The following is a 14,390-nucleotide window of genomic DNA, read 5'->3' as shown; positions in this document are numbered from 1 at the left end:
AAAAACACTTGCCAATCATCTCAATTAAAAATACACTTCCTGTTGGGTAATCTAACGCAGGAGGTACTTTAGGAGATGTTGGCAGTGGCCGAAATTAATTATATCAGACACGAGATTAATAGAAAAGGTAGTAATTATCACGCTTTAGCGAAGAGGTTGGGACGAGATCCTCGTACGGTTAAAAAATATGCGGATTTAGAGGATATGAGTCCCCGATCTAGAGGGATACAGAAGCGTCCATCAAGGGTAATGGATCCATTTAAAGAAACGGTGGATCAGTGGTTAAAAGAAGATTTCAAACAGAAGAAGAAATTCAGACGAACAGCTAAGCGTATCTGGGAGTTATTGGTGAAAGACCATGGCTTTACAGGGTCTGACCGCACCGTACGTCACTATATTTCTAAGCGTAAAAAGGAGCTCTTAAATGAGGCGAGTGAGGCGGCGTTACCTCTAGAACATCAACCAGGTATGGCTCAAGTAGACTTTGGAGAAGCACCTTTCATCCATAAAGGAGAACAAGTGACGCTCCCTTATCTTGTCCTATCTTATCCTTATAGTAATAGTTTTTACTTTCAAGTGTTTCCTTCCCAAAAGATAGAGTGCTTTTTAGAAGGAATGAAACGTATTTTCCATCATGTCGGTTCTGTTCCCAAGGTGATTCGGTTTGATAACCTGTCTGCCGCCGTGAAAAAAGTCTTGCCAAATGGGGAACGGCAATTAACAGAGAGCTTTGAAAACTTCGTTTCCCACTACGGGTTTCATTATGAGTTTTGTAATCCTGGCAGTGGGAATGAAAAAGGACATGTAGAATCCATGGTCAAATACGTTCGAAATAATTTCCTCCTTCCCGCCTTGCCCGTTCTTCATATAGAAGATTTAAACGGGGATTTCTGGAAACAAGCAGAAGTGGACAGGCATCGTCCGCACTTCGATAAAAGAGAATCCATTGAGGAATTGTTTCAAAAGGACAAGCAGGCTAGCTATGTGTTACCAACGAAAGCCTATGAATGTGTACGGTATGAGACACTTAAAGCTGATAAATATGGGTATGTTCATTTTGAGAAGAATCAGTACTCAACATCGCCAAGATATGCCTTACAGAAGGTCTTGATTAAAATTCACTTTGACCGTATTGAGATTCTATCCGACATGAATGAAACGATCATTAGTCATTCTAGAGTGTACGGGGTTTATCGTAAATCGATGGAATGGCAACCGTACTTACGCTTAATGGCCAAACGGCCTTTGGCATTAAAGTACACGACGTTCTATTCGCAGTTACCTGACGAATGGCAAAGGTATTTTAATAGATGTACAAGTACCGAGAAATCCGACGCCTTGAAACTATTATCTTTCGCTTTAAAAGACCGCGGGTTTGAACAGATTACAGAAGCTCTAACCATCGCCTCAGAGCATGGGCACCCTTCTGCGGAATCGATCAGCCAAGTGTTTTATCAATTAATCAACGGCCGTGGGATTCGACCGACCATTAAACCTAAGCAAACCTTACCATCTATGCCAAAGGCATCAAGAGGACTGTCTCATTACGATCAACTTCTCAAAGGGGTGAACTCCTAATGCAGCCGTCTATATCGGAATTAGCTAAACGCTTAAAGCTTAGTTGGATTCGAGAACACTATGATGAAATAGAAGCTTCTTCTAATGAAGACTATTTACGGATTCTGTTTGAAAAGGAGATTGAGCAAAGAGAGGAGCGAAAAGTAAACCTTTTATTAAAGCAAGCGACTCTTCCTAAGATGAGCGGAGTGCCTTTTAATTGGAAAGATGTTGTCCTAACGCCACAATTAACGCAGTCTTATTTACTAGAAGGATTATTCTTGGAGAAGCAGGAGAACTTAATTTTTTATGGTGGAGTAGGCACAGGTAAAACCTATTTATCTTCCCTTATTTCGTTACAGTTGATTCAACAAAGAGGGTTATCGGTCAAGTTTTATACGGTAGCGACGCTGGTGAACAAACTACTAGAAGCTCATGAAAAAGGGACATTAAGCAAAGTATTTAAGCAAATGGAGAAATTGGATTTACTCGTTTTAGACGAGTTATGTGAAGCTTTGCATAACTCGTCTTATGGAAAGTCAAATATTATGTGGAGTTGAATGCTGAAACCCATGTTGAACCGAAGATTTTCAACATCCAACTTGGCATAATTAATATCTAGATAAATTCCTTTAGCCAGCTTAATAAATCTTTTTTGTCTTTGGATGTAAGTTTTTCATCAGGTAGCACATCAGGACTTGCTTGCTCAATAGCCCTCCGTTTGATTTCAGGGTTTGATTTTGCATAAACTTCAGTTGTTGTAACCGATGCATGTCCTAAAAAATCCCTTATGTATATTAAATTGACTCCACTTTCTAGTAAATGCATGGCTTTACTATGTCTAAATACATGTGGAGAAACTTTGGCTGGAAATAAATCAGAATGTTTTACTTTAGCTACCAAAATATATTTGTTTAAAATATAAGATAGGCCTGCACGTGTGAGTTTTTCTTCCCTTTTATTAAAAAACAAGGGTGCAAAAATTTTCGTTTCATTGAACAAACCGTAATCATTTATATATGCTTTTAAAATACTTATTGTTTGTGGCATTACCGGGATAATTCTAGTTTTTTCACCTTTTCCAGTTAATCTAATTGTTGCTGGTACTTTTATTCTTAAATCACTTACAGTTATATCAGCTAATTCTTGGACCCTTGCACCTGTATCATAAAGTAGTGAAAGAATGGCTAAATCCCTTCGACCTTCCTTTTTAGAAATATCAGGTATAGACAATAACTCTTTAATTGCTTCTATAGATAAGTAGTTCATTTCAACAACAGGTTTTTTTTTCGAACTTACAGATAAAATTGAATTGCACAGTTCCATATATTCTGGAGCCTCGATCTGTACATACCGAAAGAAAGAATGCAAAGCAGCCAATCTTTGATTTCTAGTTGAAATAGAATATTTTTTTGTGTCTTCTAACCAAAATAAAAACTCTTCAATCATTTTCCTGTTCACTTTAGAAAAACTTAATTTTTCGGGTCTAACACGAAGCACATCATTACAGTATCTGAGAAAAATTGTAAAGGTATCCCGATATGACTTAATGGTATTATCACTGTATCCTGTTTTATAGGGTATATATTTAATGAAATACGAAGATAGGTACTTTCCAAAATCAGTACTATGCATCTGTTTTCACCTCCGGGAAAACGTCATCATAAAGAGGGTTAAGGGAATCAATGATTTGTCCATAAGCTTCTTCGGTAAGTCGTAAATATTTTTCTGTGCTCTCAATATCCCGATGACCTAAGTAAGTACATAAGATCGGTAGAGCACAATAGATGTCCTGTCCATTCTTAACCATCTTTTCTAGCGAATGTACTGCGAAAGTATGCCGTATATCATGTACTCTAGGACCAACTTCGTTAGCTGTGAATATTTCTGCTGTCTTCATAAAATGTTTGAATTTCACATAAACAGGGGTCTTGTTATATTTTCCTTTATCCCGTGAGGGATAAAAATATCCATCGCCATACATATCGAATTCCATTTTCGAAGCATATTGGCGGCAATATTCGTTTAATGACTTCGACATAGGAATTAGTCTGCTAGTATTATTTTTTGCTTTTGTAACTGTAAGTATCCCATTTTCTATATCAACTTCTACCTTTTTCAACGACAATGCTTCATTGATCCTTAGTCCACATCCATACAACATCCTAAAAAGCATTGGATAAATCAAGTGATAATACTTACTCGATGGGTTATACTCCAAATTATCTACAACTTTTAATATCCTAACAATTTCTTCGTGAGTGAAAATATAAGGAGTAAATGTATTTGTAATGGGAATTAATTCTTTCGGGTGTATGTAAAAACTAAACCCAATGCTATTCATAAATATAGAAAATTGTCTAATAAGGCTCATTCTCATATGCTGAGTTTTGGGTGCTTCACTACCTCTTCTACTAACATAGTCTTCGACCATTTCTTTATTTAGTTTTAAGGTAGGCATATTATATTTTTTGAAAAAATCATCCATGTATCTTAAATTATAAAGTGACGATTCTCCAAATTTATAACCAAGATTTCTTTTATAATCGACATACATCGGACAGTATTCTTTAAATGGACCATCAAAAATGAACTGTTTTTCTCTATCTTTCATAAGGCACCTCCAATGCTACTGATCGGAGTTGTTCTATGTCGATACGGAGATACAACTTCGTTGTATTTGAATTTTCATGCCCTAATACACCTGTAATAACCGGAAATGGGGTATTTTGTTTGAGTAAATTGCTCGCCAAACTATGTCTCAAAGAGTGAAGTCCGTGTTTTCTATTATTAATAGTGATGCCGGAGGTATCCATGTATTTATTGATGGTACTCCAAAATACATGACCTGTGGAAAAAGCTGTGAAGGGTGCTCTATGTCGAATGAAAATATGAGGGTCGTTTGAGGATGGTCGACTATTTTTCATATAATCAATCAGTGCAAATTTTAAGTTTTCTGTTAATGGAAGTTGTAATGGATTTTTTGTTTTTTCTTGTATGAATTCAATTGTATCTAAATGCCATCTTATGTTTTCAAATTTCAAATGTTTTATATCGCCAGCACGCATGCCTAACTGCACTGCCAATATCAGAACTATATAGTCTCTGCGTCCAATTTCTGTATTCCGATCCACCTCTAATAGAATTTTGTGTATTTCTTCTATTGAGTAATAGGAAGGAATTCGTTCAAATTTATTTGAGAAAATAACAGGAAATAGCTGATCTAATTGATGACTAATATACCTTTTCGAAACGAGAAAAGCCAAGAATTCTCTCAAAGTAAACATAATACCAGTTTTTGTGGAGCTTGAATAATTACTCAATGAATCTAAGTACGCCAAGACATCATAAGGAACCAAATGATTGATGTCAATAATTTTTTGCTCATCAAGAAAACACAGAAAGTGTATAATTTGAATTTGTTTTCCTTGTATAGTACGTTTTGAAAATTGTCGATCTTTTTGTAGGTAAAAATATTCATTAAGGATGGGGCTAAACTGGTCAGGGACTTGTCGTCCTACTGGTTGATGACATTTATGAAATAATTTATGTTGGCGAAATTCTTCTAATACTTTTATGCACCTGACTATAAAAACCTCTGAACTGGTCAGTCTCATACCTTCTTCAATACCATAATTATCTGATAAAAAAGCTTTTCCCAGCTCTAATGAAAAATTAATCTCATTCTTAGTTTTAGCATAGGTCTGTAGGTGTTTCCATTTGAGCCTATAACGGTATAATGTCCCTTCGGAATAGTTCAATTCATTTAGATACAGAGTTGCCTGTTCAATCAAATTAGACAGTGAGATGTTTGTAGTATCAGTCATATGTTCCTCCTTAATATAGTTGATACTACTATAAACATAAAAAATATTATGCAAACTTGAATATTGAAAAACCATTGAAAAATAAGGATTTCAACACTTAACTTTACATAATAACTGACTTTCCATAAGACGAGCTAGGTTATATCCCTTTACACAAACAAGGGGCGGAGTTATTATTTCAAGTCATTTCATTGTGTTATGAGAAAACGAGCATTATCATTACGAGTAATTTGACGTTTGGGGAGTGGAATCATGTTTTTGGAGACCCTATTTTAACGGAAGCCGTTATCGATCGTCTCATCCATCACTCTCATTTAGTCGTCTTTAACGGGGAAAGTCACCGTTATAAGGAATCGATGATACATCAATAAAAAAGATTGGCAAGTGGTTACATATTTAATTGCCGTTTTATACATTTCTCACTTGCCAAATACAATTCAGGACGATGTAATGACTGGATCAATGTTTTACACACCAGAAGAAGCTAAAGAAAGAATCACTGAACTCCGTATGGAAGAAACTGATTTAAAGGATTCATTAGCCAAGCTACTAAATGAGCAAAAAGCAAACAACAATATGGTAAAAGAGATCAGTGGTGACTTTATACGGGAGCAACTTAAAGAATTTCTAACGCTTAAAGAGCAATTAGATATAATGGAGTTCAGACAGCTTCTTGTAGCATCTATCAAAAGAATTGACATTAGCAATAAAAAGCTTAAAAATATTCAATTTTCTTTTATTGCTCATATACCAAAGGGTGGGGGGTCAAATGATCCCCCATTACATAATACGATAACTAACAACTCCCCAGTCATCCTTAGGGGTTTATATTTTAAAGAAAACCGCTACCTATTTGTGGTAAGGTTCACCCTTAATAATCCGAAACGCCCGATACACCTGCTCTACTAACACAAGCTTCATTAACTGATGAGGAAACGTCATTTTAGAAAAGGATAACTTTTCATTAGCTCGTTGCAACACTTCATTAGATAGTCCGAGTGAACCACCGATAATAAAAGTAACTTTACTTTTGCCGTATGTTGCGAGATTGTTGAGGTTTTGGGCGAGTTGTTCTGAGGTAAGTTGTTTGCCTTCGATTGCTAAGGCAATGACGTGGCTGTCAGTGGGGATTTTGTTTAGGATACGTTCGCCTTCTTTTTGCTTCACTTGTTTTTCTTCTGCTTCACTTAATTTTTCAGGTGCCTTTTCGTCTGGAACTTCGACTAAATGAATTTGGCCGTAAGCTCCGAGTCTTTTTGTATATTCTTCAATTCCTTGTTTTAAATATTTTTCTTTTAATTTTCCGACTGAGATAATCGTGATATTCACAGTGTGTATAACTCCTTTTTTATTTTTATCCACAGAAGTTATCCACATATCAACAGGTTGTTTTTCTATTGATTTGATACGCTATATTTCGCCTCGTTTTGACAAAACTCGCATGCTGTGGATAAATCTTGATCTTTTGTTAGTATCTCTATATTAGGGGCCACTTCTTTTTCATCAATAATCATTTCCATTGCAAGCTCTACATGCTCTTGACAAGCCATTAACTTCATTTTATCCGTCCCTTCTTTTTTCCGTTTTTTATTATAGCATATTCTAATTTTAGATGTGGATACTTCCCAATATATTCTTATCCACAGGTGCAACCTCAGATTCTTTTCGCTCTTTTTCGACCTATCCCACTATCTCTCTTTTTGCCCATTGAAATTTGCAAGTGTAGAATAGCTGAAAGAAAGTACTTTCAAAACGTTTATCATGATGCGTTAATCCAAATGTAATCACTTCGGCCTCGCTCCGGGGAGACTCCACTGCAACCACTGAAAAGGTCCGGTTAGTTAGAATAGGTTGGATCATTAAGCCCACTCCACGTCTTCTCATCATCAAAAAAGCTCATCAACAAACCTCATTAATGAGACTTGTCGATGAGTGAGATTTCATTTAAAAACTTTCTTGTTCTTGTAACGTTAACGTAACCGTTTCCTTCTCGCCGTCACGATAGTACACCACGTCAACCTCTTGACCAACCTCGGCTTCGGTATATAAAAACTTGCGTAAATCATGGGTATCATTTACCTCGACGCCACCGATTTCAACGATTACATCATATTCCTGCATATTGGCACCTGCTGCAGGTGACCTTGGCGAAACGCTTGTGACAACAACTCCTCCACGTACGTCCGTTGGGAGGTTTAATGTTTCTTGCCAATGAAAGCTTTGAATTTGATTTAAGGAAATAATCCCTACCCCGAGCTGTGGACGCCTTACTTCTGAGAATCGTTCTAGATCATCAATAATAGGCAAGGCGATTGCCGTTGGAATTGCAAAACCAATGCCTTCTACGGCACTTTGGGCAATTTTCATCGAGTTTATTCCAATGACTTGGCCTTCTATGTTTAATAAAGCCCCACCGCTATTTCCTGGGTTAATCGCGGCATCCGTTTGAATAACCTCAGCATGCCAATCGACTTGACCGTCCCCATTTGTATCGACCGGAATGCTTCGTTCAGTACCGCTAATAATTCCTTGGGTCACTGAGCTTGCAAATTCAAGACCGAGCGGGTTTCCAATCGCAATAGCTGGCTCACCGACACGGAGGGTATTAGAATCGCCAAATTCCGCAACTGTATCCACTTCACTGCCATCGATACGAATGACCGCTAAGTCTGTTAACACATCTTCGCCGATCAGTTCTGCCTCTACTCGTGTGCCGTCTGAAAGGCTCACTTCAATCGTATTAGCTCCTTCGATCACATGTTGATTTGTCACGATAAAGGCATGTTCATCTGTGATTTTATAGACGACGCCTGAGCCTGTTCCTTCACCTGACATCCCTAAAAAGCCTGCTTGTTGAATATTAACAACGCCAACAACCGCATCTGAAACATTTTCAACAATTCCCGTTATGTCCGTATTAACCGAATAGGAGACAGATTGTAGATCACTAGTGTCATTTGTTCTATTTTCCTCGACATCTTGATTCGTTTCTTCATTTGAATAAATTTCATATGGCAACCAACCTAAGTTTGCTAGCACTGGAACCGAAAATAAAACGACAACCGCTCCGATAATCGCTCCTAAAAAAGCCGACAAAGCCGTACTACGTCTATTACCACTTCTTGTAGTTCGTGTTTGTCTCACATGTTCGTCATAATACCCCATAATAACAGCCTCCTAATAGGAACATTGATTCAATACTTATTAGTTAACTACTATTTTGACTAAGTCATCATCAAAATGTCCAATAAAATGCTTTTAAAATCCCTATCTATTATTTCCGATTTCGTTCACTTTCAAACGTTCAAACGACGGTCAAAGCGGTTGGTTCCACTGGGTCGGTATCATACAGATCAAATTGATCATTGACTGCTTGATCTTGTTCTTTTAAAACTTGCTCAACGGTCAAACGAGCTAAATCTTTCATATTATTATCTAAGCTTAAATGCGCTAAATAAATTCTTGAAGTGGCATCTGTAATCACATCATTTAAAGCCATTGCCGCATCTTCATTTGAGACGTGACCGACATCACTTAAAATGCGTCGTTTAATGCTCCACGGATACCTACCCATTTGTAACATATTAATATCATGGTTTGACTCAAAAACAAACATATTGGACCCACGAATCGTTCCTTTAATTCGTTCACTTACATAACCCATATCGGTTGCTATTGTTAGCTTCCTCCCTTGATGATGGAAAACATAAAACATCGGCTCAGCCGCATCATGTGAGACACCAAATGACTCGACCTCAAGATCAGCAAAGCTTTTCACTTCCGCGACTTCAAAATGAAACTTTTGCTCGTTTGTAATAACCCCTAGATGCCCTTCCATTGCCTGCCATGTTTTCGTATTCGCATAAATCGGCAAACGATGCTTCCTCGCAAAAATCCCGACTCCTTTTATATGATCACTATGTTCATGAGTGACTAAAATCCCATCAAGCTCTTTTGGATTCCGGTTAATCTTTTGAAAAAGCTCTTCCATCTTTTTTCCACTCAAACCCGCATCCACTAATAAACGTTGATTTTCTGTTTCTACATACATCGCATTCCCCGTACTACCGCTTGCTAACACACTAAAACGTAACGTCATTCCTGTTCACTCCAGTATCTCTCAACTCATCCTCTAAAGTATCTATTCTTCCTCAGCATCATCGACGGTTAAATGTTGGACATCTCCTTCAATCGCATGAACTAAATAACTTTCTTCACCTACTTCAATTAACCACATCGGTGCATACATTAAATCATCATTTTCTAATGAAAAACGATTATAATAACCATACTCAATTTTATTAATCGTATCACCAATATTTAAAAGCTGACTATTTAATAATACTTCAACCGCCTTTAAACTTGATAAAATTTCACTTTCACTACCATGTTGTTCAAACTCTATAAAACGTTGACTATAGCCAATAATTTCCCAATCGTCATTTAACTTTATCGTTAATGGTTCATAATTATCAGAGTACGCGGTATGCTGATTAAAAGTTTGATAAAAATAAATGTGCATAAGCTCTTTATGACGACCACCATATTGATAATGAGCTCCACCATTGACATGATCTAATAAAAATTGATTCAAATCTTGAGAAAATTGTTCCCTTGATAATGGATAAGGGGCATTTAAAATCGAGGTTAACACTTTGCCATCCTCACTCACCTCGGCAAATTGATCACTTAAATATTCGAGTTGCTGCTCATTAAATCGTTGATTGCGACCAATAATATGATAGTCTTTGCTCGTTACTTCAGGCAAGTCCCCTTCAATCGTAATGTTATTTGTCTTAAGTCGCTCTTGTAATGTCACTTCGGGTATGGAGCTTATTTGATAATGTTCATTTTTTTGAATTAATTGAAACGTTAAAAAAACATTAAGGAAGAGAAACGTAATAATAAAAATCGTTTTAGTTCTACTCCAATTCATCTCGATTCTCCCCCACTACATCTGTTCTCTCTTCGTCACTATCGCCTAGCTTTCTCCAATTTCCCTCATACTTAATAAACCAATGTGGTTCGATAGTAACATAAGAAGTCGAACTACTTTCCATCTCATAACCAATGAGCATTTTTTCTACTTTATCAAGTTCAAAAAACTCTTGTTCCTTTAATCCCGCTAACATTTCAGGACCTGATTGAAGTTGTACCGTATTCGTTTCAAAAGACAGGCTTTCAATACTAAATAACGGGCGAATATATCTTGACGTCTGTCCACCAACACGAGATACTTGTAAATTCATTAAATCGTCCTGTCCCTCATACATAATCACCGGTAGGTTTTCTAGCTGCAAACGGTATTCCGCCTTCGCTTCTGTTTCCGTCAATAATGACCAATCTGATAAATAATAAGAATTGGTCCAGCCATTATGACCATTAATATAATCAAAGCTTGAATCGACAATATGACGAGACGTAACATCTTCAGATATGGCTGGATAACGGAAATCAAAATCCATAAAGTCTTCGTTACTCGAAGTGGTTAAAATACGGCTTCCATCTGTATAAAAACGTTGTCCATTTGCCTGTCTACTTTCACTAATGGAGCTAGGGACAGGGAATAAAAGCTGTTGGAAAAAGTCAATATCAATCGAAGGGGCGGTATAAGATAGCTTTTTCCCTTCGTATGGTTCACCGGGTACATATAGCTGTTCCTTCAATTGCTCATCCAATTGTTCTCTCACACCAACAGCTGGGATAAATTCCTCAACTTCATTAAACATATTTTGGGCAAACATATGATAATCCAAATTAGAACGGAGGACGACCACATCTTGGTCAATGGCTGAATAAAGCTGCATGAACATATTGGCTCCATTTGGATTTTGATAAATATAAATACGATTAACCGCCGTCAAAGGAACTATTACTTCATCTTCTTCGTTAATAAACAATCTCATCAAAACATTCGTAGGAATCGCCGTTGGAAAAATAATTTCTAACCCTTGCTCCCCTTGTTCATTTGGGAAAGGATCACCTATTGGTGTCGTCTCCATCTCGATATTAGAACGAAATATCCGTTGATAAGTATCACGATATTGCTCACTATCTGCTGGGATCAAATAATAATCGCCCCCATTATGAACAACAAGTGCTTCTGCCGCAATCACGTCTTGTATAGATAACGAGCGACCACCAACTAAAGTATCAGGAGTGGTCAAATTATCTCGATCGGGATTGTCAAAGTCAGGCTGAAAGGTCCATAATTCCCATGTTAGAACAAGACTTAAGGTGACAAGACCAATTAATATCCAGTTTTTCACTTGTTCGTATCTCACCAATTACCCTCCTTATTTTTCGTAAAAGGTAAAGTAAAGAATATCGTGGTCCCTTGTCCATACATGCTTTCCACCCAAATCTCTCCATGATGAGCATGAACGAGCTCCTTAGCAATAGCAAGACCTAGTCCTGTTCCCCCAATACTTCTTGCTCTAGCCTTATCAACTCGATAAAAACGATCGAATATTTTTTGCTGGCTTTCTCGTGGAATTCCCATTCCTTCATCGGCAATACTAACACGGATATTTTGACCATAATGCTCGAGTGTAATCGTCACATTTCCACCTTCTGGGGAATACTTCATTGCATTCGAAATAATATTATCTATCACTTGTGTTAATTTATCTCGATCCATTTTGACGTACGTAAGTTGCGGCGAGATCTTACGAATAAAATGGATGTTTTTGTTGGCCGCAATCATATCAAAACGATCGATCACTTCATGTAAATATAAAACAAAATCAACCGTACTAAAATTTAATTGATAATCACGGCTATCAATTTTGGACAGCTGTAATAAATCGTTGACGAGACGTATCATTCGTTCTGTCTCATTTTGAGTGACCCCTAAAAAACGTGGACCTAAGTCTGGATCACTAATCGCCCCATCTTCTAATGCTTCCAAATAACTTTTCATCGTCGTCAATGGCGTTCTTAACTCATGAGAGACATTTGCGACAAATTCACGTCTATCTTGTTCGATTTGCTCTTGCTCTGTCACATCATGCAAAACCGTAATCACACCATTAATCGGTCCATCATTTTCTTGAATAACCGAAAAGTTCGCTTGTAACATATAATCGTTTTCTTCATCACTAAAATCAAGAATCAGTGATTCATCATGATCAAATAAATCATCGACGACATAGTCTTCCGCAAGCTGCAACACTTCTGTAATCGGTTTACGAATGACCTCATAAGTCGCTTTTCCTAATAACTCCTCGGCTCGATTATTCATCAAAATGACTAATCCTTTAGCGTCAGACGCGATCACACCATCCGTCATATGAGCAAGTACAGAGCTTAATTTCTTTTGTTCCCGGTCCCGTGTCGCTGTCGCATCTTGTAGCTTGGAGGTCAAATCATTAAATGATGTTGCCAGCTGACCGATTTCATCAGTTCCATAAACTCGAACTTTTCGCGAAAAGTCACCATGACCCATGCGCATGGCCTGTTTTCTCATATCAATAATTGGTCCAGTAATCGTCTGAGACACTAAAATGATTAAAATAACTGTAATCCCTAACGCTATAAAAGTACCGGTTAGCAGGATGCCATTAATTTGTTCCATTTGTAAATAAATTTCTTCCATCGAAGCTTGAATATGAATCGCTCCAACAATAACCCCATCGGCCGTTATAATCGGAACACCCATCGAACGAACAATACTACCAGTCTGCTCATCGACAAAGTTTCTTTGATCAGCAGTTCCAACTAATGCTCGTTTTATAAGGACATCATTTGATTGTTGACCAACGATATTACGTCTTGATAAATCCGACGTACCAACGACCACTTGATTAGCATTAACGACAAGTACCTCAGACTTATCAACATTAAAAAAGTCACGCAAAATGGAAGTTACCTCTGATTCAACGGCATTTGGTTCACTATCAATCATAATTTGAGCCAAATTATAAGCGAGAAACTCCGCACGATCAGCTAACATTTGATGATGGTTTTCGCTTAATTGTTGCTCTAATTGTTTCGTAAAATAAACACCAATAACTTGCATCGCAATTAAAATTAATAACACATAAATAATGATTAGCTTGAATTGAATCGATTTAAAAAAGCCAACCTTATTTTTCATTAAGCTTGCTCCAATGGGTCAGGAGAAGCCAAATAATACCCTACTCCTCGACGGGTAATAATCCAAGTTGGAAAGCTAGGATTATCCTCTACTTTTTCACGTAAACGACGAACCGTGACATCAACCGTTCGAACATCACCAAAATAGTCGTATCCCCATACCGCTTGCAACAAATGCTCACGCGTCATAACTTGTCCGAAGTGTTTGGCTAAATAATGAATCAGTTCAAATTCACGGTGTGTCAATTCAATCGTATCGCCTCGTTTTTTCACTTGATACGCATCTGGATAAATCGTTAAATCACCAATGACAAGCTCCTTCTGTGCTGTCGTTTCATCGGCACTTACTTTATGACGGCGTAAATTCGCTTTAACTCTCGCTAATAACTCTCTTGTACTAAATGGCTTTGTCACATAATCATCTGCTCCAAGCTCCAAGCCTAACACTTTATCTATTTCAGAATCCTTTGCGGTTAACATAATAATCGGTACATCTGACTTTTTACGTACTTCACGACAGACTTCCATCCCATCTTTATGTGGTAACATAATATCTAATAAAATTAAATCCGGATCAAATTTATCTACTTGTGCTAAGGCCTCTATCCCATCATAAGCACAAATAACCTCAAACCCTTCTTTTTCTAAGTTAAATTTTAATATATCAGCAATTGGACGTTCATCATCTACAACTAAAATTCGTTTATCCATCTAACAACGCTCCTGTTCTACACTTAATACGTGCTTTCTCTAGTTTATCATAAGTCATGGTTTTCCTTTAGTAGTTCACATTCTTACTTGTACCACTTCTTGACGATCCGTTCAATTCCCTTCTAACATATGAAGCAACTAAAAAACTCCGAGAGTTAGATTCCATTTTATCATTTAGCTTACTCCACTCGCTGCATG

Annotated in this window: 14 protein-coding genes and 1 pseudogene; 4 read left to right on the top strand and 11 right to left on the bottom strand. The window is 37.3% G+C overall.

Translation table 11 applies throughout. The features are described 5' to 3' along the window. Positions 1-75: 75 nt before the first annotated feature. Together istA and AA0017_RS19630 are read left to right on the top strand one after the other, a co-directional pair. Positions 76-1,578 carry an IS21 family transposase gene (gene istA / locus AA0017_RS19635; protein WP_413377188.1) on the top strand — a complete coding sequence of 501 codons (1,503 nt, stop codon included), beginning with the start codon at positions 76-78 and terminating at the stop codon, positions 1,576-1,578. Beyond that, positions 1,578-2,117, top strand: a complete 540-nt coding sequence (locus AA0017_RS19630) for an ATP-binding protein (protein ID WP_413377186.1) — start codon at positions 1,578-1,580, stop codon at positions 2,115-2,117. Before istA ends, AA0017_RS19630 begins: the two co-directional genes overlap by 1 nt. A 58-nt stretch (positions 2,118-2,175) precedes the next feature. Here AA0017_RS19630 and AA0017_RS19625 read toward each other — a convergent pair whose 3' ends face one another. From AA0017_RS19625 to AA0017_RS19615, 3 genes are read right to left on the bottom strand one after another with little or no spacing between them, the layout of a single operon-like run. Then, complete coding sequence (locus AA0017_RS19625; RefSeq protein ID WP_413377184.1) at positions 2,176-3,192, bottom strand: tyrosine-type recombinase/integrase; 1,017 nt, start codon at positions 3,190-3,192, stop codon at positions 2,176-2,178. Beyond that, positions 3,185-4,171: a tyrosine-type recombinase/integrase gene (locus tag AA0017_RS19620; RefSeq protein WP_413377182.1), complete on the bottom strand. Its 987-nt coding sequence runs from the start codon at positions 4,169-4,171 to the stop codon at positions 3,185-3,187. Before AA0017_RS19620 ends, AA0017_RS19625 begins: the two co-directional genes overlap by 8 nt. Continuing rightward, positions 4,161-5,384: a site-specific integrase gene (locus AA0017_RS19615; RefSeq protein ID WP_413377180.1), complete on the bottom strand. Its 1,224-nt coding sequence runs from the start codon at positions 5,382-5,384 to the stop codon at positions 4,161-4,163. The genes AA0017_RS19620 and AA0017_RS19615 overlap by 11 nt, the downstream gene beginning before the upstream one ends. Before the next feature lie 128 nt (positions 5,385-5,512). On the opposite strand from AA0017_RS19615, the pseudogene AA0017_RS19610 reads away from it, so the two are divergent. Next, positions 5,513-5,755, top strand: a pseudogene (locus AA0017_RS19610) (ATP-binding protein); the annotation flags it as partial. Between the two features lie 79 nt (positions 5,756-5,834). Next, complete coding sequence (locus tag AA0017_RS19605) at positions 5,835-6,293, top strand: hypothetical protein (RefSeq protein WP_413377179.1); 459 nt, start codon at positions 5,835-5,837, stop codon at positions 6,291-6,293. On the opposite strand, the gene rlmH is transcribed toward AA0017_RS19605, so the two are convergent. From rlmH to yycF, 8 genes are all read right to left on the bottom strand, one after another. Then, on the bottom strand, positions 6,234-6,713 hold the full coding sequence (gene rlmH / locus AA0017_RS19600) for a 23S rRNA (pseudouridine(1915)-N(3))-methyltransferase RlmH (RefSeq protein ID WP_413377177.1): 480 nt from the start codon (positions 6,711-6,713) through the stop codon (positions 6,234-6,236). The two genes, AA0017_RS19605 and rlmH, sit on opposite strands and share 60 nt — an antisense overlap. Before the next feature lie 65 nt (positions 6,714-6,778). After that, entirely contained in the window at positions 6,779-6,943 is a 165-nt protein-coding gene (locus AA0017_RS19595) for a CxxH/CxxC protein (protein WP_413377175.1), read from the bottom strand. 385 nt (positions 6,944-7,328) lie between these two features. Next, entirely contained in the window at positions 7,329-8,549 is a 1,221-nt protein-coding gene (locus tag AA0017_RS19590; protein WP_413377173.1) for a S1C family serine protease, read from the bottom strand. 139 nt (positions 8,550-8,688) lie between these two features. Continuing rightward, entirely contained in the window at positions 8,689-9,483 is a 795-nt protein-coding gene (locus tag AA0017_RS19585) for an MBL fold metallo-hydrolase (protein ID WP_413377171.1), read from the bottom strand. Positions 9,484-9,525: 42 nt separating this feature from the next. Next, entirely contained in the window at positions 9,526-10,320 is a 795-nt protein-coding gene (locus AA0017_RS19580; protein WP_413377169.1) for a two-component system regulatory protein YycI, read from the bottom strand. Beyond that, positions 10,307-11,668, bottom strand: a complete 1,362-nt coding sequence (locus AA0017_RS19575) for a YycH family regulatory protein (protein WP_413377167.1) — start codon at positions 11,666-11,668, stop codon at positions 10,307-10,309. Before AA0017_RS19575 ends, AA0017_RS19580 begins: the two co-directional genes overlap by 14 nt. Next, positions 11,665-13,482 carry a cell wall metabolism sensor histidine kinase WalK gene (walK, locus tag AA0017_RS19570; RefSeq protein WP_413377166.1) on the bottom strand — a complete coding sequence of 606 codons (1,818 nt, stop codon included), beginning with the start codon at positions 13,480-13,482 and terminating at the stop codon, positions 11,665-11,667. Before walK ends, AA0017_RS19575 begins: the two co-directional genes overlap by 4 nt. After that, positions 13,482-14,192 (bottom strand): response regulator YycF, encoded by a 711-nt coding sequence (gene yycF / locus AA0017_RS19565; RefSeq protein WP_413377164.1) that lies wholly within the window; start codon positions 14,190-14,192, stop codon positions 13,482-13,484. The genes walK and yycF overlap by 1 nt, the downstream gene beginning before the upstream one ends. Positions 14,193-14,390: the final 198 nt, after the last annotated feature.

It is taken from the genome of Alkalihalobacillus phoenicis, from assembly GCF_047302405.1.
GTDB lineage: Bacteria > Bacillota > Bacilli > Bacillales > Bacillaceae_D > Alkalihalobacillus.
Note: the sequence above shows the minus strand (reverse complement) of the source record. Positions and strands in the feature narration are given on the sequence as shown.